This window comes from Trinickia fusca, assembly GCF_003628145.1.
Taxonomy (GTDB): Bacteria; Pseudomonadota; Gammaproteobacteria; order Burkholderiales; family Burkholderiaceae; genus Trinickia; species Trinickia fusca.
On sequence record NZ_RBZV01000008.1, the window covers coordinates 209,221 to 230,284 of the forward strand.

General features: G+C 62.9%; 19 protein-coding genes. 10 read left to right on the forward strand and 9 right to left on the reverse strand.

What is annotated here, in order from left to right:
* Window positions 1–26 precede the first annotated feature (26 nt).
* Window positions 27–809, reverse strand: coding sequence for an aldolase (locus D7S89_RS18860; RefSeq protein WP_121279785.1), 783 nt, complete (start codon window positions 807–809; stop codon window positions 27–29).
* Between the two features lie 149 nt (window positions 810–958).
* On the opposite strand from D7S89_RS18860, the gene D7S89_RS18865 reads away from it, so the two are divergent.
* Both D7S89_RS18865 and argG read left to right on the forward strand, forming a co-directional pair.
* Window positions 959–1,492: a helix-turn-helix domain-containing protein gene (locus tag D7S89_RS18865; protein WP_121279787.1), complete on the forward strand. Its 534-nt coding sequence runs from the start codon at window positions 959–961 to the stop codon at window positions 1,490–1,492.
* A 309-nt stretch (window positions 1,493–1,801) separates the two neighbouring features.
* A complete protein-coding gene (gene argG / locus D7S89_RS18870; RefSeq protein WP_121279789.1) occupies window positions 1,802–3,136 on the forward strand; it encodes an argininosuccinate synthase in 1,335 nt (444 codons plus the stop codon).
* An 89-nt stretch (window positions 3,137–3,225) separates the two neighbouring features.
* Here argG and D7S89_RS18875 read toward each other — a convergent pair whose 3' ends face one another.
* The 4 genes from D7S89_RS18875 to D7S89_RS18890 all read right to left on the reverse strand — a co-directional run bounded on the left by D7S89_RS18875 (window position 3,226) and on the right by D7S89_RS18890 (window position 7,442).
* Window positions 3,226–3,732, reverse strand: a complete 507-nt coding sequence (locus tag D7S89_RS18875; protein ID WP_121279924.1) for a disulfide bond formation protein B — start codon at window positions 3,730–3,732, stop codon at window positions 3,226–3,228.
* A gap of 5 nt (window positions 3,733–3,737) precedes the next feature.
* Window positions 3,738–5,129 (reverse strand): pyridoxal phosphate-dependent decarboxylase family protein, encoded by a 1,392-nt coding sequence (locus D7S89_RS18880; RefSeq protein WP_121279793.1) that lies wholly within the window; start codon window positions 5,127–5,129, stop codon window positions 3,738–3,740.
* A 46-nt stretch (window positions 5,130–5,175) separates the two neighbouring features.
* The gene (locus D7S89_RS18885) at window positions 5,176–6,411 is read right to left on the reverse strand and encodes an MFS transporter (protein WP_121279926.1); all 1,236 of its coding nucleotides are present in this window, start codon (window positions 6,409–6,411) and stop codon (window positions 5,176–5,178) included.
* Window positions 6,412–6,488: 77 nt separating this feature from the next.
* The gene (locus D7S89_RS18890; protein WP_121279928.1) at window positions 6,489–7,442 is read right to left on the reverse strand and encodes an iron-containing redox enzyme family protein; all 954 of its coding nucleotides are present in this window, start codon (window positions 7,440–7,442) and stop codon (window positions 6,489–6,491) included.
* Window positions 7,443–7,842: 400 nt separating this feature from the next.
* Here D7S89_RS18890 and D7S89_RS18895 point away from each other — a divergent pair, with 400 nt between their 5' ends.
* The 7 genes from D7S89_RS18895 to D7S89_RS18925 all read left to right on the forward strand — a co-directional run bounded on the left by D7S89_RS18895 (window position 7,843) and on the right by D7S89_RS18925 (window position 13,735).
* Entirely contained in the window at window positions 7,843–8,145 is a 303-nt protein-coding gene (locus D7S89_RS18895; RefSeq protein WP_121279795.1) for a 2Fe-2S iron-sulfur cluster-binding protein, read from the forward strand.
* A 60-nt stretch (window positions 8,146–8,205) separates the two neighbouring features.
* Window positions 8,206–8,958 carry a hypothetical protein gene (locus D7S89_RS18900; protein WP_121279797.1) on the forward strand — a complete coding sequence of 251 codons (753 nt, stop codon included), beginning with the start codon at window positions 8,206–8,208 and terminating at the stop codon, window positions 8,956–8,958.
* Between the two features lie 13 nt (window positions 8,959–8,971).
* On the forward strand, window positions 8,972–10,300 hold the full coding sequence (locus tag D7S89_RS18905) for an ATP-grasp domain-containing protein (protein ID WP_121279799.1): 1,329 nt from the start codon (window positions 8,972–8,974) through the stop codon (window positions 10,298–10,300).
* A 2-nt stretch (window positions 10,301–10,302) separates the two neighbouring features.
* A complete protein-coding gene (locus D7S89_RS18910; RefSeq protein WP_121279801.1) occupies window positions 10,303–11,625 on the forward strand; it encodes an ATP-grasp domain-containing protein in 1,323 nt (440 codons plus the stop codon).
* Window positions 11,626–11,663: 38 nt separating this feature from the next.
* Window positions 11,664–12,908: an ATP-grasp domain-containing protein gene (locus tag D7S89_RS18915; RefSeq protein WP_121279802.1), complete on the forward strand. Its 1,245-nt coding sequence runs from the start codon at window positions 11,664–11,666 to the stop codon at window positions 12,906–12,908.
* 27 nt (window positions 12,909–12,935) lie between these two features.
* Window positions 12,936–13,259: a ferredoxin FdxA gene (gene fdxA / locus D7S89_RS18920; RefSeq protein ID WP_121279804.1), complete on the forward strand. Its 324-nt coding sequence runs from the start codon at window positions 12,936–12,938 to the stop codon at window positions 13,257–13,259.
* Window positions 13,260–13,348: 89 nt separating this feature from the next.
* Window positions 13,349–13,735 carry a nuclear transport factor 2 family protein gene (locus D7S89_RS18925; RefSeq protein ID WP_245983060.1) on the forward strand — a complete coding sequence of 129 codons (387 nt, stop codon included), beginning with the start codon at window positions 13,349–13,351 and terminating at the stop codon, window positions 13,733–13,735.
* A gap of 81 nt (window positions 13,736–13,816) precedes the next feature.
* Here D7S89_RS18925 and D7S89_RS18930 read toward each other — a convergent pair whose 3' ends face one another.
* Window positions 13,817–14,851 (reverse strand): helix-turn-helix domain-containing protein, encoded by a 1,035-nt coding sequence (locus D7S89_RS18930; RefSeq protein ID WP_245983061.1) that lies wholly within the window; start codon window positions 14,849–14,851, stop codon window positions 13,817–13,819.
* Window positions 14,852–15,286: 435 nt separating this feature from the next.
* Window positions 15,287–17,365, reverse strand: a complete 2,079-nt coding sequence (locus tag D7S89_RS18935; RefSeq protein WP_121279810.1) for a putative bifunctional diguanylate cyclase/phosphodiesterase — start codon at window positions 17,363–17,365, stop codon at window positions 15,287–15,289.
* A 338-nt stretch (window positions 17,366–17,703) separates the two neighbouring features.
* Here D7S89_RS18935 and D7S89_RS18940 point away from each other — a divergent pair, with 338 nt between their 5' ends.
* Window positions 17,704–18,453: a sulfite exporter TauE/SafE family protein gene (locus D7S89_RS18940; protein WP_121279813.1), complete on the forward strand. Its 750-nt coding sequence runs from the start codon at window positions 17,704–17,706 to the stop codon at window positions 18,451–18,453.
* A gap of 87 nt (window positions 18,454–18,540) precedes the next feature.
* On the opposite strand, the gene D7S89_RS18945 is transcribed toward D7S89_RS18940, so the two are convergent.
* Entirely contained in the window at window positions 18,541–19,800 is a 1,260-nt protein-coding gene (locus tag D7S89_RS18945) for a lanthionine synthetase C family protein (protein ID WP_121279815.1), read from the reverse strand.
* Between the two features lie 168 nt (window positions 19,801–19,968).
* Window positions 19,969–21,063, reverse strand: a complete 1,095-nt coding sequence (locus D7S89_RS18950) for a glycosyl hydrolase family 18 protein (protein ID WP_183085269.1) — start codon at window positions 21,061–21,063, stop codon at window positions 19,969–19,971.
* Window position 21,064: the final 1 nt, after the last annotated feature.

The following is a 21,064-nucleotide window of genomic DNA, read 5'->3' on the forward strand; positions in this document are numbered from 1 at the left end:
CGGTACACGCTCCCCCCAACGGCCGCTCAGTCGAGGCAACCCGCATGCGTGCGTAACGCGCGGCGCGCGTAATACGCAAATGCCGCCGCGTCGCGTTTGCGCGTGGAGATCCAATCGTGCGCTTCGCGTGCGAGCTCGGGTGGAATCGGCTTGATCGTCCCCGCCGACATCGCCAGCAATTGCAGCCGTGCCGCACGTTCGATCAGATGCGCCAGGATGCACGCCTCTTCGATCGTCGTGCCGACGACGAGCTGGCCATGGTGCGACAGCAGAATCGCTCGCTTGTCGCCGAGCGCGTTCGCGATGATCTCGCCTTCCTCGTTTCCGACGGGGATGCCCGGCCAGTCCTTGAGGAACGCGCAGTCGTCATAGAGCGGACTGGTGTCCATATGTGAGACGACGAGCGGCTCCTCGAGCATCGACAGTGCAGCGACATGGGCCGGATGGGTGTGGATGATGCAGTTCACGTCCGGACGCTCGCGATAGATCCATGTGTGGAAGCGATTGGCCGGATTCGGAATGCCCTCGCCTTCGACCACGGCCAGATCCTCGTCGACCTTCAGCAGATTCGATGCCGTGATCTCGTCGAAGCCGTGGCCCAGGCGCTGCGTGTAATACGTGCCCGGCGCATCGGTGCGGCAGGTGATCTGTCCGGCCAGACCCGAATCGTGACCCGCATCGAACAGGATCCGGCAGGTGAGCGCGAGCTTCTGCCGCGCGGACCACGCCTCGCCCCAAACCTCGCCCTCGAGGCGCTGCGTCGCCAGTTCGACGAGCGCCGCCTTTGGCATCCTCAATGTGTCAGCCATACCCCTCCCCTCGAAATGATTGAACGTGGCGCGCGTGTGTCATGCGCTATGCGCAGAGCTGGCGCGGCCCCAGCAAGACACCTCGTGGATTATATGACATGTTGTGTCATAAAGTACAATCGGTGTTTCTGAAAGCCTCGTGCAAGCCCATGACGATTCGTCTGAAACTCCTGAGAAAGCAGAAAGGCTGGACGCTAGACGTCCTGGCCGAAGCCAGCGGCCTGACCAAAAGCTATCTGTCGAAGGTGGAGCGCGGCGTCAGCGTGCCGTCGATCGCGGTCGCGCTGAAGCTATCGAAGGCGCTCGATGTGGAGGTGGAGCAACTGTTCTCCGACACGCAAGATCCCGACCTGATCACCGTCACCCGCGCCGCCGATCGGCGTGCCGCGCCCGCCGGCCGCACGCATGCGTTTGCGAGCATCGCGGCGAGTGTCGCCCCGAAAAAGATGCTGCCGTTCATCGTCTACCCGCCGCAGGAGTTCGCTGCGTCGGGGGGCCGCGAGCACGAGGGCGAGGAATTGCTGTTCGTGCACAAAGGGCAAGTCGAGATCGAGTTTCCGAATGAAACAGTGCGACTCAAGGTCGGCGATTCCGTCTACTTCAATGCGCTGATCCCGCATCGCACGCGCAGCCTGGGCGCGACGCAGGCGGAGATTCTGGTTGTCGTGAGCCACGAAGAGTGACCGAACACATGACAGCGGGGCATTGGACCGGGGCCAGGCCCGCTTTTGGGGGCATGCGATTCCGGATTCCACGGTGCTCAGCGTAACAACGGGTATAGTTCAGGATTACCGAGCGCTCCGGCTGAGGCGCAGCGCGCCATTGATCTGAGCACCAAGGCAAAGGACACCCCCCTTTCCCGAACGATCGTTCGCCGACAGACACGACCTGTCGCCGAGCCCTCAGATCTGGCGGCGATCCCGCGCCCAGCTAAACTCGCACATTCGGCACAGCTTTCCCAATACGTCAATTCAGTTCAGCGACTTATTCTCATGTCCACGATTCTTGAAAGTCTTCCGGCCGGACAGAAGGTCGGCATCGCATTCTCCGGCGGCCTCGATACCAGCGCCGCGCTGCATTGGATGCGGCTCAAGGGGGCCGTCCCCTATGCCTACACGGCCAACCTCGGTCAACCGGACGAAGACGACTACGACCAGATCCCGAAGCGCGCGATCCAGTACGGCGCCGAAGGTGCACGACTGATCGACTGCCGCGCGCAGCTCGTCGCCGAAGGCATCGCCGCGCTGCAATGTGGCGCATTCCACGTCTCGACGGCCGGCGTCACCTACTTCAACACCACGCCGATCGGCCGTGCCGTGACGGGCACGATGCTCGTCGCCGCGATGAAGGAAGACGGCGTCAACATCTGGGGCGACGGCAGCACCTACAAGGGCAACGACATCGAGCGTTTCTATCGCTACGGTCTGCTCGTGAACCCCGATCTCAAGATCTACAAGCCGTGGCTCGACCAGGCGTTCATCGACGAACTCGGCGGCCGCACGGAAATGTCGGAGTTCATGCGCAAGTCGGGCTTCGAATACAAGATGTCGGCCGAGAAGGCCTATTCGACCGATTCGAACCTGCTCGGCGCAACGCATGAAGCAAAGGACCTCGAAAGCCTCGAAAGCGGCATCAAGATCGTCAATCCGATCATGGGCGTCGCGTTCTGGCGCGACGACGTGCAGATCGCGAAGGAAGAAGTGACGGTGCGCTTCGAGGAAGGCCGCCCGACCGCCCTCAACGGCGTGGCCTTCACCGATGCCGTCGAACTGCTGCTCGAAGCGAACCGCATCGGTGGCCGTCACGGCCTCGGCATGAGCGATCAGATCGAAAACCGCATCATCGAAGCGAAGAGCCGCGGCATCTATGAAGCCCCGGGGCTGGCGCTGCTGCACATCGCCTACGAGCGTCTCGTGACGGGCATCCACAACGAAGACACGATCGAGCAATACCGCGACAACGGCCGACGCCTCGGCCGCCTGCTGTACCAAGGCCGTTGGTTCGATCCGCAAGCGATCATGCTGCGCGAGACGGCGCAACGCTGGGTCGCCCGTGCGATCACGGGCGAAGTGACGATCGAACTGCGCCGCGGCAACGACTACTCGATCCTGAGCACGAAGTCGCCGAATCTCACGTATCACCCCGAGCGCCTGTCGATGGAAAAGGTGGCGTCGACGTTCTCGCCGCGCGACCGTATCGGCCAGCTCACGATGCGCAACCTCGACATCACCGATACGCGCGACAAGCTGCGCATCTACTCGCAGGTCGGCCTGCTCACGCCGGGTGAATCGTCGGCCCTGCCGAGCTTGAAGGACGACGCGGAGTAAGGTCGAAAGCCCGCGACCCATGCACGATGCGGACGCTGATGGTCAATGCGTCCGCATCGCGCGTAGGGCGGCGGGCCAATCGATTCAACTCAACTACTGAGCTGCGCCCGAACTTGAGCCATGCTCGAGACGAGCAGCAGCGCACATGCCGCGAATATCGCGAGTGCCCACATCGGCAAGGACAACCCCAGGATCGGCGGATACGGTGTCTCGCACAGCCCCGCGACCTTGAACACGCCCGGCAGCCAGTGCGCGGGAGGCAGACTGTCGACGATCGGCTGCAGCGCATCGAAGCCGCAGCTGAATGCCGGATGGGACTGCACGTAAACGTGCCGCCCAGCCACGATCACACCGGCTAGCGCCGATACCAGCGCCAGCGCACGCCATAGCCGCACGCGGCGTCCGACTCCAGCAGCCGCAAACGAAAACGCGGCAACCAGCAGGAACAGATAGCGCTGGATGATGCAGAGCGGACACGGATCTTCGTGCAGCGCGTGCTGAATCCAGAGCGCGCCGCCCACCACCGCAACACAACCGACGCCGATCGCGATCAACGTCCCTCGTTGCTCCCCAACGGGCTGAGTTGGTATGTTCATGGCGATCACCCCAGTGCTCGGACCAGCGATTGGAAGATGCGGTCCACGTCCCGCTCGCCCGTGCGCCAATTGCAAAACGCCACGCGCAGGCCCCATGTGCCGGCGTAGACCGTCGTCGTGATGAAAACGTCGCCCAGATCGCGCACCGCGAGCATGTAAGCACCGATGCGCGCTTCGTCGGGTTGCTCGGCAAGCGTGAAGCAGACCACGTTGAGGCGGGTGGGCGCGAGCAGCTTAAGGCCAGGCTGCTCCGCAATCATGCGGCCCAGCCGATGCGCGAGCGCGATGTTGCGGCGGACGATCTCGGCGTGACCGTCGCGACCATAAGCGGCGAGCGCAAACCACGTCGAGAGCGCACGCAGACGGCGCGAGTTTTCCGGCGTCAGATGGACGAAGTCCGGGTTGTCGGTGGGCACGCCCAGATACGCCGAACTGTTTTGAAAAACGCGCACCTGCAAGTCGCGCCGGCGGCTGAACTGCACCGCCGCGTCATAGGGCACGTTCAACCACTTGTGCAGGTCGATGCAGATCGAATCGGCACCATCGAGACCGCGCGTGAGCGATGCATGATCGGGCGAGAGCGCGGCGAATGCGCCGAACGCGGCATCGACGTGCAGCCAGAACGAGTAGCGCGACTTGAGTTCCACGATGGCCGGCAGCGCGTCGAAATCGACCGTGTTGACGGTGCCCGTGTTCGCGACGACGATCACCGGCTCGCCTTCGAAGCGCTCGAGCGCGGTCTCGAGCGCATCGAGGTCGACGGCTTCACGCTCTTTCAGCGTCGCGATCTTCTGGACGGCGCGACGGCCGATCCCGAGCACCGACAGCGCTTTGTAGATGCTCGAATGCGGCGTGCCCGACAGCACTCGGATCGGTGGCAGCATGCCGACGCCGTGCTCCGAAATATCGACGCGGTTCGGGCAGTTTTCGCCGAGCCATTCGCGGCCGATCGCCAGGCCGACGAGATTGGACATCGTCGCGCCGCTGACGAACACGCCTTGCTGCGCATTGGAAAGCCCGAATAGCTCGCGCAGCCTCGCGATGGTTTCGCGCTCGAGATCGGGCGCCGCGCTGTCGATGCCCGCGGTCGGATTCTGATCGTAGACACTGGTCAGCCAGTCCCCGGCGATGGAGGCCGGCGTCGCGCCGCCCGTCACGAAGCCGAGGTAGCGCGCCCCTGCACTGCCGGAGAATCCCGGTGCCCAGCGCTTTTGGAAATCGTCGAACGCGCTATCGAAGCCGAGTCCGTGCTCCGGCAACGGCTGGGGCGTGACGGGGGTCGGCGCAAGCGCGGCCGGGCGCTCGTCGATGCGGTCAAGCACATCGAGCGCGTGATCGAGCGTGCGCGTCAGTACTCCTTCGATTCCGACAAGGTCATGTGAGAGTTTGGCGTCCATTTTTTATAGGCTATCGAGGTGGAGGAAAGAGGACTGGCCAACCGCGCTACACGTTAGACGCGCGTGGACGCAGCGTGGCGAGCCAGAACAGGAGAGCGCACGTGCTGATCGTGGCGCCCAGTGCGCAGACGCCGGTCCAACCCAGTCGAGCGTAGACGAACGTCGACGCGATCGATCCGGTCGCGCAGCCAGCGGAATAAAACAGCATGTAGGCAGCGGCCAAACGACTGCGCGCTTCGGGCCGCACCGCGAAAATCAGGCTTTGATTGGTGACGTGTACGGACTGCAAGCCCAGGTCGAACGCGACGACGCCTACCACGAGCGCCGCGAGCGAATGCATGACGAGCGCTGTCGGCAGCCAGGACGCGAGCATCAGCACGAGGCCGATGCCCGAGGTCCATTGCGCGTAGCCGCGGTCCGCGAGCCGACCCGCGCGCGACGCGCCGAGCGCACCCGCTGCGCCCGCGAGGCCGAACAACCCGATTTCGGTGTGCGACAACGATAGCGGCGGCGCGCTGAGCGGCAGCACCATCGGCGTCCATAGCGTCATAGCCGCTGCGAAATGCAGGAACGTCAGAAAGCCGCGCACGCGTAACACCGGCTCTTGCGCAAACAGCGAAAACACCGACGTGATCAGCCGCGGATACGACGTGTCGACGCGCGGCAAGCGATGACGCGGCAGCGCGCGGAACAGCAGGCAGGCGAGCACGAACGTGGCGCCGGCCGACGTGAAATAGACCGCGCGCCAGCCCGCGAGATCGGCAATCGTTCCGGAGAAGGTTCGCGCGAGCAGGATGCCGAGCACGATGCCGCTCGTCACGGTGCCGACGACGTGCCCTCGCTGCGAAGGTTCGGCAAGCCCTGCGGCCAACGACACGAGAATCTGCGTCAACACGCTGAGAAAGCCGATGAGCGCCATGCCGACGTAAAGCACCTGCGCGTTCGAGGCCGTGGCAATCGCGAGCAGAGCGAGCGCAGCCGCGACGGACTGGCCGATGATCATCTTGCGCCGGTCCCACAAATCGCCGAGCGGAACGAGCAGCACCAGTCCAAGGCCGTAGCAGATGTTCGTCACCGTCATGAGGCTGCCAACCGCGGCGCGCGTGATGCCGAACTGACGGGCCAGCGTGTCGAGCAACGGTTGCGCGTAATAGGCGTTGGCGACCGCGAAGCCGGCAGTCACGGCGAACAGGAGCGTGACAGGCCAAGACAGCGACGCGCGGGCTTGGACCGCGCTGGTCTGCGAGGCGCGGTCCAACGCGGATAAGTGCTCAAGGCTCATGATGAGGTCTCGTTGCGTGATCGCTTGGTGGGAAGTGAGATGCGGCGACGAGCGCGGGCGACGAGCCCGCGCCGTCATCACTGGAGCGACTGCCGCATGTTCTCCATCACCACGCCCGCCCCTTCGTAGTAGTCCTTCTCGACGTTGAAGCGGATCAGGCAACCGATGCAGATGTCGCGGATCGCGGCGGGATTCTGCGTCGCGAGCGGCAGCAGCACGCGCTTGACGAGGCTGTTGCCGTGAACCACGTCGATCTTCGTATGCAGCACGTGGTACTCGATGACTTGCTCGGGCACCTTGTGACGACGCATGCCCTTCACCATCTTCGAGAAGCGGTACGGCACGGTGTCCTCGAGCAGCGTCAGCGTGCCGAGCAACCGGACACAGTACCAGCGGCGCAGCGCGTACATCGAGAGCAGATTGCCGTTCTTCAACGCGAGCGCCGACGAAAGAATCGACGAATCGAAGCGCGTCAGATACTGGCGGAAGTGCGGCTCGGCTTTACCGAACAGCAGCGTATGCATGCCTTCGAGATTGCCGAGGCCCATCTCGTCCCAGAAGTTCTCGGCGATGGCGAGCTTCATGTCGCCGAGCATGCCGATCTGCGAAAGCGCGATCGTGTCGTCGAAGCGGCCATCTACCTGAGCCTCGAGGCAAACGTAGAACGCGAGCTGCTCGAGCGAGGACTCTTCGGCAAGAAAGCGGAAAAACGGCGCAACGGCCTCCCGGTTCGTGCGGCGCAGCTCGTAGTACCACTCTTCGAGCTGCGCGGCGTTCTGCGGCAGATTGGACAGGTCGAGACGCGACTCTTCGTGAAGATTCCACTCGCTCTCGATCGTCAGGATCTCCTCGTATTCGTCGCGCTGGGGAATCGTGTCGTACGCGCTCGGCGGCGCCAGCTCGCGCAGATAGAACGTATTCAGCTTCTTCTGCGCTTCGAGCGTATTGCAGCGAGGCGTGTCCGCCGTTTCGACGTCGTGCGCCGAGTGGAAGGTGTTCGAGGTGGCTTCGAGGTTGACTTGCGTGGTCATGCTCATCACTCCAGGCTAGGGATTGGAAAGACTACGTGGTCCAGACCAGTTGAATGACCGCGAGCATGTGGTCCAACTGTGCGTCCAGACCAGCATGCTGAGGATGAGGCGAAATGTACTGAATGGCTCGCGGAGTCGTTAGCCCGGGTGTCTCAATGGTTTGACGGTACGTCCCACGTGCGCGGCCTCTTCGAGTCGACGGCCTACACAGCCGTTCGCCTGCGCGAGGACAGGGCGGGCCGTCATGTAATCAGAAACGCATCGTTGGTCGGTTGGGACAAAAACGCTAACGATTCAGTCGGGTGTTTTCATACATTACACACACCGGATACACCGGTGCCGCCACCGCGATGGCGAAGCTGCCAGGTGGTGACTGATATGAACATGGAGGGATGAAGCGATGCACAGGCTCACACTGATGCCGCAGGGAATCGAAGTATGGCTGCCCAATAACGCCGCGTTGACGGAACTCGATTTCGAACTGCACGGACAGGAGTCGATTCCGTTCGGATGCAGGGCTGGCGCATGTGGCGCCTGTGTCATCGAAGTGCTGGAAGGCGTCACGAATCTGGGCAATCGCCAGGATAGCGAGGACGCCTTCCTTCACAGGCTGGGCTATCCGGACCAGCGCTTCAGGCTCGCTTGTCAGTGCCGTCTGACCGGGGCGGCAACCGTGCAAGCAGTCGCTGCGCCAAGCAACTGAACTAAAGAACGTTTCGCTTGTTGTCTGTCTCCCCACTCTCTTATATATAGAGGACTCCTCATGAGTAACCGTGTTAAAAATGCGGGACTGGAAAACCGCACGCCGTTCCTGAACGCAGCGGCTTCCGCCCAGCTGCGCGCCGAGATCGATGCGCTCATCGATCGCCAGATCGACACGTGGTACGAGACTGTGCCGTACGCCGCGCACCTCGAGGGCAAGACGATCGACAGCGAATACTACCGTCGTCACCTCATCGAAACCGCGTGGCGCATTCGTCTGCTTCGCGTGTCGGAATCGAAGGCGCTCGCCGAGATTGCGAAGCGTAGCCCGGAAGCCGCTCAGATCTGGGCCAACTACGAACGCGAAGAGATGCTGCACGACGATCTTTTCATTCAGGATCTCGAGCGCGCCGGCGTGTCGCGCGAGACGTTCCTCGCGACGGAGCCGTACCTGTCGACCAAGCTGTTGACCGGCTATTTCTCGTATCTGCTCGATCACGAGGGGCCGCTGGGGGTCGTCGCGTATTCGTACCTGGTCGAGTATGTGAACGTGAAGCTCGAGCCGCGCAAGATCGCCGCGCTGAAGGACTCGGTCGGCGAGCAGAACATCGGCGGCCAGATCTCGCACTCGCACACCGACATCAACGACGATCACCCGGGCGAGGTTTGGGCGGCGATCCGCTATCTGCTGCGCGACAAGGATGAAGTCGAAGCGCTCAAACGCTACCTGTCCGAGCATCAGACGGTCCTCGCGCTCTACTTCAAGGAGCTGTACGAAGACAAGATCGAGTCGACGCTGAAAGCGGCGGCCTAACCGGAGAGCCGACATGCTGGCTGATGGCGTCCTGATTCTGAGTCATTGCGGTTATTCGTTCGTCGAGGATCTCGTCGCGGCCATCGGCCAGCGGCAGCTTCAAGCGTATGTGCTGTCGTCCCGACCGTTGCCGGAACATGCCGATCGCATCGACGCGCTGCGCGCGCTCGCAGCGGACGCATTTGCGACCGATGCGCACGAATTGTCGACGCAAGACGTCGAGCGCGCGTTGGCGCTGCTGCAAGCAAGGGGTGTGCGCGTGCGCGCTTGCATTTCGGTATGGGAGGGGTATCGCGAGTTGATGGCGCATGCGAACGCGCTGCTCGGCGTCGCCGACCTCTTGCCCGCGCGTGTCGCGACGTTGCGCAACAAGCTTCAAGTGCGCAACACGCTGCGCGCGGCCGGCCTGTCGAGCCGTACCGCCCATGCGCTCACGCCCGCGGTGCTGAGGCAGTTGCAGGAAAGCGGCAGCGCGCATTTCGTGAAGCCGATGTTCGGTATCGCGTCATACGGTGCGTTCCGGCTCACGCCGCAGACGACGTGGGCCTCGCTCGAGGCGATCGCCGACGAGGCGCGGGCCGATACCGTCTACGCGTCGGCGCTCGGTGCGCGCATCGAGTTCATCGCCGAGGAGTACGTGAGCGGCACCGAATACAGCTTCGAGGTGCTGGTCGCTGCAGGGCGCAGATTCGTCGTCGCGATTCATGAGAAATGCGAACTGACCGAGGCCAATGGCACGGTGCTCGAGGACAGCTGCACGAGCCCGCCCGTGTCGCTGAGCCCGAGCGAATGCACGGCCGGTATCGCGTGGCTCGAGGCGGTGTTCGCGCACCTGTCGCTCGATTGGGGATGTTTTCACGTCGAAGCACGCTTCGACGGCAAGCGCTGGGACCTGATCGAAATCAATCCGCGCGTCGGCGGCAGCCTGATTTCGCCGAGCGTGAAAGCGCTGAACAGCGAAGCCAACCTGCTCGAGCTGTGGCTCGGCGTGCTGCTCGAGCAGCGCGAAGCCCAGCTGACGGAACAGCTCGCGCGTCTCGCGTACGGCGAACAGGGCGACGCGCCGGGCACGAACGCAACGTTCTTCAGAGTCTATTTCGCGTCGCCCGGATTGATCGAAGACATCAGCCTCAAGGCGCTGCCGCGCACGCCCGTCGTCACACAGGTCCTGCTGAAGGCCGGCGACGAGGTGGATCCGGCCTCGCGTGAGGTGTTCCTCGGGCAGCTGTTGTGGTCGATGAGCCGCGTCGAACGTGATGCCGAGCTCGACACGATGCTGGCCGCGTCGGCTGATGCGATTGAGGTGCGTTACCGGCTTGCTGAGCCGGCACTGGGGGCATGACCATGAAAATCCAACCATCTTGTTTGTTGCTGATTGTCGATTACAACCTGAGCCGTATCGACGATGTCGCTCATATGGCGCACTACGCACGCGAGCGCTACGGTGCGGGGACGGTGTTGATTCGCCCCGCTCCGAGCGAACGTGTCGCACGCATTTGCGACCATGTGATCGACCTCGATCCGCTTGCCGACGGCTTCGTCGAAGCAGCGCTCGAGCGGCTCGCCCGGTTCTCGGGACGTCTGCGCGCGGGCATCGTGTTCTCGGACAACGCCGTGCAAAGCGGAGCCGAACTGCTCGAACGGCTCGACCTCGCGGTCGATTGCGCGTCGCTCGCGGCGGGAGCGTTCAGCAAGCACGAGTATCGCGTCGCGGAGCATCGCACGCGGGAAATACTCGAGGCGCAGGGCGTCATGGTGCCGGACTATGCACAAGCCGAGTCGGTCGACGATCTGCAGCGCTTTTGCGCGGACCACCCGGACGGCTTCGTCGTCAAGCCATCGTGCGAGGGCAACAATCGCGGGGTCGTCGTCGTGCGTGACGGCGACAGTCTCGACGCAGCGTTCAGCGAGGTCGCGCCGTATCTGCATGGGGGGGTGATCTGCGAGGCGTTCATTCCCTACGCGCGCGAGTTCTCGTTCGACGGCATCGGCGCGCTGTCATTCATCACCGAGAAGGTGAGCGCGACCGGGCGCTATCCGGTGGAGGTCGCGCAGATTCTGCCGTCGCGGCTCGAGGCACACGAGCAGCGCACGCTCGTGCGCGCCGGACGTGCGGCGAATCTTCTCGTCGGGCAATGCGACGGACCGTTCCACAACGAAATCAAGCTCAGCGACGACGGGCTGCGCGCGGCGGTCGTCGAACCGAACCGTCGTCCGGCGGGCATGAAGATATGGTGGCTCGCACGTTGGGCGTACGGCATCGACCTGTTCCATACGTGGATCGACTCGGTGTTCGGCAGCGCGCCGCCAGCCCAATTGCCCGAGCCGGAGCGCTTCGCGGCAGCCGTGATGCTCGGCGTCGCACAAGATCGCCTTTTTTCGCCGCAGGACGTTCGCGTCGGGGCGAAGCCGCTCGACGATGCCATCGCGGCCACCGCGCGCGCGCTCGGCCTGCGCGACGGCGCGTTGCAAGCGCGCGGCTTCGAGTGGCTCGCCGCTGAGCGGCGGTTCGTCCATGCGATCGCACGCGACAACGCCGATTTCGTCGCGCTCGCGATCGTCACGCTCGAATCCGGCGACGGCGACATTCGCGACGTCGTCGCAACGCTGCGCGCCCAATGGCCGGCCGCGCTCGACGCAGCATGTGAAACGCGCGCGGCGGCATGAGTTCCGCCTGCTGAACACTTCACGCCAGGAGACCTGCGATGAATATTCTTGTGCTGCACCGCGTGCCGTATCCGCGTATCGAATACGAGCGTGGCATCGATCACGACGAGCATGATGTGACCTACTTCGGCAAGCGCGAAATACTCGACACGATTCCGACGCACCTGCGCCGGGTGGAGGTGGAGCGGTCCGGCAAAGCGTCGGCGTTCGACGAAGCCTGCGCGTGGCTCGACGCGAACCCGCATCACTTCGACATCGTGATTTCGCTGTCCGAGTACGAACTCATCGATGCGGCGATGCTGCGCGCGAAGCTTGGCATCGAAGGCAAATCGGTCGAGCAGGTGATGCTCGTGCGCGACAAGGTCCTGATGAAGCAGGCGGTCGTCGACGCTGGCTTGCGCGCGCCGCGCTTTCTGTCGTTGCGCGCCTGGGTCGATGCGCACGGCAGCACGCCGTGGCGCGGGACGACGGTGCTCAAGCCGCACAGCGGCGCGTCGAGCACCGACGTCGTCGTGTTCGACACCCCCGCCGCGCTGTTCGATGCCCTCTCTGCCCGCAAGACCGGGGTGGCCGCGCTCGACGTCGATGCGCCTTGCATCGACGATTTCGAGATCGAAGAGTTCGTCGACGGGCCGATCCTGCATTTCGACGGCGTCGTGGGACGCGGCGAGATCCTGGCGGTCACGGCAAGCCGTTACGTCGGCACTTGTCTCGGTTACGCGGCCGGGCAGCCGCTCGGATCGTTTCATTTCCCCCTGAGCGACGCGGCACGCAGTTGGGTGGCAAGCGTGCTCGCGGCGGTGAGCATCGACGTCGGGAGCTTCCATCTCGAGGCGATCGAGCACGACGGCGAACTCGTGTTCCTCGAAGTGGGCAACCGCGTCGGTGGCGCCGACGTGGTGACCACGTTCGAGCTCGCGACCGGCATCCACTTGCCGTCCACCGAGCTGCGCCTGTTGCTCGGCCAGCCGGCGCACGTGCAGCCGCGCGCGCCGCTTTCGCAGCAGCTATGGCACGGCTGGTTCGTCTTTCCGGGCCATCACCTGCGCAGCGGCACGTTTCAGGGCTTCGACGGCGCCGAACCGTTTCGGACCAGCGCCGCGGTGCTCGCGTGGAACGAACTCGAGGTCGGCCGCGCCCTAGCCTCGAACGTGACGTATTCGGCGCACGAGGCCCCGCTCGCGGGAATCATCGGCACGCGCAGTCCGGAGGAGACGCGCCTGTGGATCGAACTCCTGTTCGCATCCGCCGCGCTGCGCGTGTCGGAACCGGCTGCGTCCTGAGCACAACTATTTCATCGGGAGCAGAAGATGGCCCATGTCGTCACGGAAAACTGCATCAAATGTCGCTATACCGATTGCGTCGAAGTGTGCCCGGTCGATTGCTTTCACGAGGGCGAAAACTTTCTCGTCATCGATCCGAACGAATGCATCGACTGCGGCGTCTGCCGCAGCGAATGCCCCGTCAATGCGATTTTTCCCGGCGATGAGGTGCCGCCCGAGCTGCAAGCGTTCGTGGCACTGAACGCGAAGCTCGCGAAGACCTGGCCCAGCATCACGCGCAGCAAGGCGCCCCCCACCGATGCTGAGCGCTGGGCGGATGTCGGCGGCAAGCTCGCGCTGCTGGAGGCCTAGCCGCAATCGGCTTTTGCGACGATACCGGCGTCATGCGGGAGCCGGTTTAGACAATCCCGCTTCGCCATTCTTTATTCATGGAGGTTTACATGGCTCTCAATCCGCTGCAGCAGTTCTTCTCGAAGGTCGGCGCTCGCGACTTGCCGGGCGCGCTCGAGTTCGTCGACGACGCGACGGTGTTCGAGCCCCAAGGGCCGGAGTCGCTACCGATTTACGGTCGGTTCGTCGGCAAGGCAGGCGTCGAGCGACTGCTCGGCACGCTGGGCGAGCAATTCGAAACGGAGGTGTTCGAGATCAGAAAGTGGGCCGAGGCGGACGATTACGTGTTTGCCTACGGCTTCATGCAGCACCGGGTCCGCAAGACCGGTCGGACGTTCAAGAGCGAGTTCGCGGTAGTTGCGCAAATCGAAGGCGGCGTGATTCGCCACTACCGGATCTTCGAGGACACGGCGGCCGCCCAAGCTGCGTTCGCCTGACCGCCCGTAGTCCACGTTTTCGGCCTGGCGCCCGCCAGGCCGTCACCCTTTTCTTCCGGCGCCGTCCTTCGGCGCTTTCTTTCAGCGCATTTGCGCAAGCCAGCCGTTGTAATCGGCATCGGACTGCGGCAAGAAGAGCGCCACCCCGCTTTCCGCGAGCTCGCGGGTTTCGCTCGGCGCGTGGCCGAACTCCTGCTTGAACGCACGGCTCAATTGCGTATTGCTGTTGAAGCCGTAGCGATAGGCGAGATCACCGATCCGGTGGCGCGGATTGACCGGCGACACCAACGCGCGCCGGATGGCGAGCAGCCGCAGCTTGCGGATGTAGTTCGCGACGCCGCCATCCTGTTCGAACAAGCGATACAAACTCGAGCGCGAAATTCCGATCGTCTTGCAGATATTGTCCGGCGACAGATCGGGCGATTCGAGATTGGAGCGGATGTATTCCTTGATCTTCACATACAGTGCCGAGAGGATGTCGTTACGCGCGTTCGCGGCTTCCTGGTTCGCGGAGGTCAGCATGGCATTCACGAGATTCAATGTCGCTTGTTCGGCGTGCAACGCCTCCAATGGCGTCAACGTGTCGATCTTGCGGAGCAGACTCGCAAGATAATCCTCTAGAAGCTGACTCATGCCGCTGCTGAAAATCATCCCGTGAAGCGAGGACGGGGTGTTCGGCAACATGTCGCGTGCCACGAGCAGCGTGATCGCGTCGCCGGCCCTGATCTCGCGGTGGTAAGGCCGAGCCTGATCGATGACGAGGATTTCTCCAGGCTGCACGGCCACCGAACGGCCGTCCACATCACCCAAAACGCAGCCGGCGCGCCGCAGGTTGAATGAGTAGTTGTCGAAACCGTCGCGCCGAATGATCGACGAAGAGCGGTTCAGCGAGTAAATCAGCGGCGCCGTGTCGACCCGCTCCTGCCGATAGGTCCACTGGCCGACCGAAATGTTGCCGAGCGTGTACCCGACAAACTGGTAGTCGATCGAAGGATCGATCTGTTGCGCCATCGAAAATTCGGCGAGCGTGTACTGCGCGCGCCACGCGTCGAGGCGGTCGGCGGCCGAATAATCCGTCAAAGAGAAACGATAGGGGGGATGGGTCGTGTTGCTCACGCAATTGCCCTCGGGTTCGTCTGTTCTTCTGCGAATTATAATAGGTAATGCGGACTGAATGTGCATTCCCCGTGCACCTTACAATTTTTACAATATTATTTTCTCATATGCATATCATGCATTAATCAATATATTCATCAAACATATCGACGGGCTGACTCACAGCCTTATGGCACGGGCATTTCACGCCGCAGATTTGTTTTACTTTGTATTACAACCGAGTATTGGACACGGGTCAGGCACGCTTCCTTGGCATGCGACTCCGGATTAATCCCCTGAGAAAGAGGGGTATTTACGAACAGCTTCTGGTAATCGCGGCGGCGGAAGCCGACGTGCGTGTCTGGCTAGTACGCGCGTACGATTCGGCACAATATCGTCGTGCCACCCCGGGACCGAAGCCGAATTCTTACCCTCGGGGAATCTTCGGTCCCGTTATCAGCGCCCTGCGGCGTCAGCCTGCGCCATAGCCTCGGCCAGTGCCTCCACCGTCATCGGCCGGCCCAGCAGATAACCTTGCAACGAGTCGCAGCCAAGCTCGGTGAGGAAGGTTTGCTGCTCGATCGTTTCCACCCCCTCCGCCACGATACGCAGGTCCAGCGCCCGGCCCAGTGCCACGATGGCAGCCACGATCGCCGCGTCCTCGGATTCCTGAGTCAGTTCGCGCACGAATCCGCGATCGATTTTCAACTCGCTGGCCGGCAAACGCTTCAAGTACAGCAGGCTCGAATAGCCGGTACCGAAATCATCGATGGAGATGCGCACCCCCATCTCGTGCAGTTGCTGCAAGATGGCCAAGCTGGCGTCGGCATCGCGCATGGCGGTCGATTCGGTGACTTCGAGAATCAAGCGTTGCGGCGGTATCCCATGCCGAGCGAGCGTGTTGCGCACCGTATCGATCAACGAGGTATGGCTGAACTGGAGCGCCGACAGGTTGACGGCGACCGTCCATTCCGTGCGCCCCTCATACCGCCATTGCGCCAGCTGCCGGCACGCTTCGTCCAGTACCCACGCCCCTAGCGGCACGATCAGGCCGGTTTTCTCGGCCAGTGGAATGAACTCGTTGGCCGAAAGCAGCCCACGTCCGGGATGCTGCCAGCGCACCAGCGCCTCGACACCGAACATGGGACCATCGGGTGCCTGGAACTTGGGCTGGTAATGCAAGACCAGCTCACGTCGCTCCAAGGCCAGGCGCAGTTCCTGCACCAGCCGCATCTGCTTGTGGACGTTGGCGTTCATCGACGCCTCGAAGAAGCAGTAGGCATCCCGGCCCGTTCCCTTGGCGTGATACATCGCCGCGTCGGCATTGGTGAGCAGATCGTGCTGGCTGACGCCGTCGTCGGGATAGAGCGCAATGCCGACACTGGTCGACACCCTGAGCTCATGCCCATCTACGACGAACGGCTCGCGTATCGCCATCAGCAAGGCATCGGCCAGCGTCCCGGCATCGTCGGGTTCGTTGATGTCGGCCAAGATGACGAACTCGTCACCGCCGATCCGCGCGACCGTGTCCTGCTGCCGCACGCTCGCCGCGATGCGCTGCGCCGCCTCGACCAGCAGCCGGTCGCCCACGTGATGGCCATAGGCATCGTTGATCGCCTTGAACCCATCGAGATCCATGAACATCAACGCGAAGCGGCCCTGATCGCGGCTGGCCGATCGGATCGCCTGGCTGAGCCGGTCTTCGAGCAGCACACGGTTCGAAAGCTTCGTCAGATTGTCGTGCAGTGCCAGATAGGCCAACTCCTGGTTGGCTTCGGCCAACGACGAGGCGAGCACGGCCGTGCGCGCTTCCATGCGCATGTCGAGCACCGAGATGATCAGGGCCATCGCCAGCACCGCGAGCGTCACCACGATGATGACCAATGCCAGCCATTCGACGCTGACACCGTTGCGTGCGGCACCGCAGACGCTACCGAACGGAAACTGAGCAGCCGCCATGCCCGTGTAGTGCATGCCGACGATCGCGAAGCCCATCACCACGGCCGCGCCCGCGCGCATGGCCCGGACATAGGCGTGTTGATGCCGCAGACGGAAGGCGATCCATAGCGCCGCCCCCGAAGCGAGGATAGCGATGAGGACGGATAGGCCGAACAGCAGCGGATCGTACCCGATGCCGGGAGCCATGCGCAGGGCCGCCATGCCGGTGTAATGCATGCTCGCCACGCCCGAGCCCATGAGCAGCGCCCCGCCCGCCAGTCGAGGCCACGGCAGCTTGTTCTGGCAAACCAGCCATAGCGCGAAGGCCGACAAGGCAATGGCAATCAACAGCGAGGCGGCGGTGATCAGTGGATCGTAGCCCAACGGAATCGGCAGGCGGAAGGCCAGCATGCCGACGAAGTGCATCGACCAGATACCGAGCCCCATGGCCGAAGCACCGCCGGCGAGCCACCAGTGCACCGCCTGGCCACGCGCCGTCGCGACACGGCCCGCCATGTCCAGCGCCGTATACGACGCCAGGATCGCCACCAACAACGAGAGGAGGACGAGAAGAAAGTTGTAATTGCCGACTAGCATTGGTTCTCCGCCCCTGCTTCATGAGCGAGAAGTTATTGTGTTATCCAGGTTTGCGGCAATGTCACAAGGTTGCTATTTGAGCCTCGAGGCCAGACCCGGTGACTTGAGCGACCGAAAGGTTGCAGATTGAGTGCCAATTGTCAACATGCCGCTCGGCGTTGCAGTCCGTTACAGGGTCGAGGGCGCCTCGAGTACGCCGCCACTCGTTCTAGTGCAAGCGTATTCGATTGTGCTGGAAGCAGGCGCAGACAGGCTTCGTTCGCCACTCCAGTTGACCGGCATGACCCTGATAGCGCCAAGATCGCGATTGACCATTCTGAAACCATGGACGGCTCAAATTGCACAGCCAGCTCACTACGACACTCTTCCTGTTCGCACTTGGCCTGCTTACCGGATTTATCGGTACCAACACCGGAGGCAGCGCCTTCCTGACGGTTCCGGTCATGATTTGGCTAGGCATCACGCCCCAGTCGGCTATCGCGTCGGCACGCGTCGCGTCTGTCGGCACGATGGTGGCTGGCGTACGCGAGTTCCATCGGCAAGGGAAGGTCGATTACAAGCTTGCCGCCCCTGCCGCGCTCCTGGGCCTGGTCGGGTCCGTTTGCGGTGCGACAGTGCTGCTCAAGATCGATGCGATCACCTTGCATAGGGTGATTGGCACCCTCACCTTGCTGATGGTGATCCTCTCGTTTGCCAAGAAGCCCAAGCCGTTTCAAGAGCCGGTCTCGAAGTGGCGCGCGGCGTTCGGCTATAGCCTATTCGCCATCATCGGCATGGTTGGCGGGTTCTTCGGCGGCCAAGCCAAGCTCGCAACGTATGTATTCATTTTGATCTTCAACAAGACCGTCAGCGAATCAGTCGGCACTCGGAAGATTAGCGGCCTCGTCATCTCACTCGGCTCGCTTGGCGTTTACGGCTTCAGTCAGATCATCAACTGGCAGTTTGGCCTTTCGCTGGTGATCGGCACGCTAATCGGCTCCTCGGTAGGCGCAAGGTACGCGCTGAAAAAGGGTGATGAGTGGATGGAGAGGTTGCTGAACGTCGTTGTCGTACTACTCGCCTTGCGTCTCCTTCTTTTGCCTGCATAGACCACAAGGTGACGCCTTACGTGAAAAGTGGTTATTCGGCTAAGGGGTTCGTGAAACAGGGGCAAGGTCACTTGGACAGCAGGTGCTTCATGCGGACTCCGTCGAGGAGAGGACACGATTCTCGCATCGCTCGTCGTTGGCATAGAACACGTCGAGCGTCGGAAAACGCGCCGTCCCGTGCAGGCAATCCCACAGATAGATCGCAAAACCGAGGTCGCCGGTCCATAGCGAATAGCGCAGTTGTCCGTAGCGACGCTCGGCCTCTTGCGTCTGCGCGATGCCATGCATGGCGAACGCGCGTGCCCGCTCCAGCCATTTGACGTCGCCTGTGCGTTGGTAGAGCGCAAGGAACGCGTACCCGTTGCCGCCCGTGCCATGACACAGATTCGAGCCTTTCTTCAACGGCCCTGCCGCCCAGATCGCTTCGCCGGCCGCAGAGAGCAACGCGTCGAGCGCGCTACCGGGCATCTGCGCCAGGCACAAGACGAAGCCCGGCGCGCCATGACAGAACTGCATGAGCCAGGGTGGCGTGCTGCCTTCGAGCGGATAAAGCCGCACGGGCCAGTTGGCGTGGCCTGCTTCGGTCACGGCCGTACGTGTGACCGTCTCGACGATGCATTGCTGCCAGCGCTGCCACGAGGCGGCGTCGAGCAAATCGCGGCCCGCGATCAACGGCGCGCAAGTGGCGACGAAACCGTGCACACCGTCGAGATAGGTCGATTGCCGGCCGTAGAGGTCTTGGACCCAGTAGTGGCAGCCATGGTCAGGCGACCATGACAACTGCGACCACAGCTTGTCTGCCGTCATGCGGTAAAGCTCGGCCCAACGCGCGTGGCCCGTGAGCCGGTGCAAGAACAGTGACGCGAGCAGCGTGCCCGGAGCCCCCCACATGAGTTCACGGGCCGGGTGATCGACGTTGGCAGCGATCAGCGAAGCGAGCTGTTGCGCGATCGCATCCGTTCGCTGCGCACCGTAGGCCATCATCAGGATCGGCGTATCGCCCATCAAATACGAAGCGCGTGCATCGCTCACCTCGGCATCGAGCCATGCTCGATTGTCGGCGATCAGTGTTTCGTAGTGCTGGCTATAGTCGGCTCGGAGCTGGGCAGCGCCGATCGATTTCAGATAGTCGAGCGCCCAGAACGTGCCGCAAGCGCCAAAGTACAACGGGGTCAATGAGGCAGCTGCCGCGCGATCGTCGTAGTCGAGAGGATGAGCGGGCCAATAGCGGCCCGGAACGAAGGCCACCTCGGTATCGGCGACGATGTGCGCGATCTGCGCTCGCGCGGCCGCTTCGTTCCAGTCCGTCTGCGCGACGGGTTCATGCCGGGTCGGGTCGTGGAGCATCGGAGCCTCTGGGGGATGCTTTCGGCGTGCCGAGGGAAGTCGCCATGCTAGCCGCCCCCCAGATTCCGTGCCGGAAACGCGCAGAAACCTGGCTAAGCGGAAACACCACAAGGGTGTTCCCGCGAGAAGGAAACTCTAATGCGCTTCAAAAGCGGGAAGTTGCTTCTGCTAATTGATCGCCGTCGTCACAGCATTCCAGAACGTCGCATCCTCATCGCCCAACGCCCACATCGACACGCCGGCGAGGCCGAGCGTCTTCGCGAGCTGCGCTTTCGAGTAAATGCCTTGTGCCGTTTCGTACCAGACCTGATGCGAGCTCGCATCCGGCGCCGTGTAGTTGAAATACGCCGATTGAGTCGTCGCATCCCACTGCGGGCTTGCTCCGGTGGACGCGAGCAGCGCCGGCATGTCCTTCAGCGCAACCGACGTTCCGGTATTGGCGGTCACGTTCCAGTCATACCCATAGGCGGGCAACCCGAGCAGGATCTTGCTCGACGGAATCTGCGTCGCCGCGTATTGCAGCGACGCCTGCATCCAGTCGATGCCGGCGACCGCCCCAGCACCGTGGCCGGGAACATGCTCGTCATAGGTCATCACCTGAATGAGGTCGGCGCTCTGCCCCAGGGCGGCGTAGTTGAACGGCCACCCCCACGTGTCGCTGGGATCGTCGCTCGACTTGGCCGGCACGCTCAGCACGAGGCTCGAATGGATCGCGTGCAGCTGTACGGCCAGATCGGCCACGAAGCTCGTATAAGCATCTCGGTCCGCCGGATAAACGCCTTCGAAGTCGATGTTGATGCCCGTGAGGTTCGCCGTCTTGGCCAGCGCAACGATGTTCTGAATCGTGGTGGCCCGGTTCGTCACCAACGCGCCGTGAGCGATGTCGGGATCGAAGTCGGTGGCGCCGAAATTCGAAATGCAGGCATACGACGCTTTGCCCGCAGCCTGATCGCCGGCCAGCAAGTTCGACGGCAATGTGCCGTTCAAGCTTCCGTCGGTCGCTACCTGAATCACGTCCATGGATATGGCCGAGACGGGCGTCGAGGCGCTCGTGGCCGACGTCATCGAATCGCTGGTGCCGGTGAAGTAGCCGAGGATCGTCTTGGCCGAGGACGTGGCGGGCGTCGAAGCGACGGTATTGGGCGTGGCCGTGGATGTTGACGTGTTCGTCGTCGCCGCTGCACCGCCACCGCTTCCGCCGCCACCGCATCCGGAAAGAACCAGCGTGATGCCGACTACGCCGATCAGGCTCGCGATTTTCATA

Excerpts from the sequence above, each read along its gene's own strand:
- D7S89_RS18890 (WP_121279928.1), bottom strand. The coding sequence starts at position 7,442 with ATGACCACGCAAGTCAACCTCGAAGCCACCTCGAACACCTTCCACTCG.
- D7S89_RS18895 (WP_121279795.1), top strand. The coding sequence starts at position 7,843 with ATGCACAGGCTCACACTGATGCCGCAGGGAATCGAAGTATGGCTGCCC.
- argG (WP_121279789.1), top strand. The coding sequence starts at position 1,802 with ATGTCCACGATTCTTGAAAGTCTTCCGGCCGGACAGAAGGTCGGCATC.
- D7S89_RS18885 (WP_121279926.1), bottom strand. The coding sequence starts at position 6,411 with ATGAGCCTTGAGCACTTATCCGCGTTGGACCGCGCCTCGCAGACCAGC.
- D7S89_RS18925 (WP_245983060.1), top strand. The coding sequence starts at position 13,349 with ATGGCTCTCAATCCGCTGCAGCAGTTCTTCTCGAAGGTCGGCGCTCGC.
- D7S89_RS18905 (WP_121279799.1), top strand. The coding sequence starts at position 8,972 with ATGCTGGCTGATGGCGTCCTGATTCTGAGTCATTGCGGTTATTCGTTC.
- D7S89_RS18875 (WP_121279924.1), bottom strand. The coding sequence starts at position 3,732 with ATGAACATACCAACTCAGCCCGTTGGGGAGCAACGAGGGACGTTGATC.
- D7S89_RS18865 (WP_121279787.1), top strand. The coding sequence starts at position 959 with ATGACGATTCGTCTGAAACTCCTGAGAAAGCAGAAAGGCTGGACGCTA.
- D7S89_RS18950 (WP_183085269.1), bottom strand. The coding sequence starts at position 21,063 with ATGAAAATCGCGAGCCTGATCGGCGTAGTCGGCATCACGCTGGTTCTT.
- fdxA (WP_121279804.1), top strand. The coding sequence starts at position 12,936 with ATGGCCCATGTCGTCACGGAAAACTGCATCAAATGTCGCTATACCGAT.
- D7S89_RS18900 (WP_121279797.1), top strand. The coding sequence starts at position 8,206 with ATGAGTAACCGTGTTAAAAATGCGGGACTGGAAAACCGCACGCCGTTC.
- D7S89_RS18915 (WP_121279802.1), top strand. The coding sequence starts at position 11,664 with ATGAATATTCTTGTGCTGCACCGCGTGCCGTATCCGCGTATCGAATAC.
- D7S89_RS18880 (WP_121279793.1), bottom strand. The coding sequence starts at position 5,129 with ATGGACGCCAAACTCTCACATGACCTTGTCGGAATCGAAGGAGTACTG.
- D7S89_RS18910 (WP_121279801.1), top strand. The coding sequence starts at position 10,303 with ATGAAAATCCAACCATCTTGTTTGTTGCTGATTGTCGATTACAACCTG.
- D7S89_RS18860 (WP_121279785.1), bottom strand. The coding sequence starts at position 809 with ATGGCTGACACATTGAGGATGCCAAAGGCGGCGCTCGTCGAACTGGCG.
- D7S89_RS18935 (WP_121279810.1), bottom strand. The coding sequence starts at position 17,365 with ATGCTAGTCGGCAATTACAACTTTCTTCTCGTCCTCCTCTCGTTGTTG.
- D7S89_RS18945 (WP_121279815.1), bottom strand. The coding sequence starts at position 19,800 with ATGCTCCACGACCCGACCCGGCATGAACCCGTCGCGCAGACGGACTGG.